At 41.0% G+C, this 251-nt stretch carries 1 pseudogene; it reads left to right on the top strand.

The features are described 5' to 3' along the window. Positions 1-251 (top strand): annotated as a pseudogene (locus SCA31_RS24645) (hypothetical protein); the annotation flags it as partial.

Raw genomic sequence — 251 nt, 5'->3', positions numbered from 1 at the left:
ATACCTACAGGTTTGTATACTTTAGGAGGTCCGGGTTTTGTACATTTACTTGACTCTGACAATGATCATCATCTTGATGTTCTGCTGTCCGGATTTGATTGGGCAGATCCGGATATGCCTTCACTTACTAAAATCTTCAAAAATGCTTCTGCCGAAGCCAATTTGAAGCCCGTGCCTCCTGCAAACCTTAGCCTTATAAAAAACGGAAACAGATTTAATTTTTCATGGACCGGAGCTTCAGATGACAAAAC

The sequence above is a fragment of the Chryseobacterium sp. SIMBA_028 genome (assembly GCF_046535285.1).
Lineage (GTDB): Bacteria > Bacteroidota > Bacteroidia > Flavobacteriales > Weeksellaceae > Chryseobacterium.
Note: the sequence above shows the minus strand (reverse complement) of the source record. Positions and strands in the feature narration are given on the sequence as shown.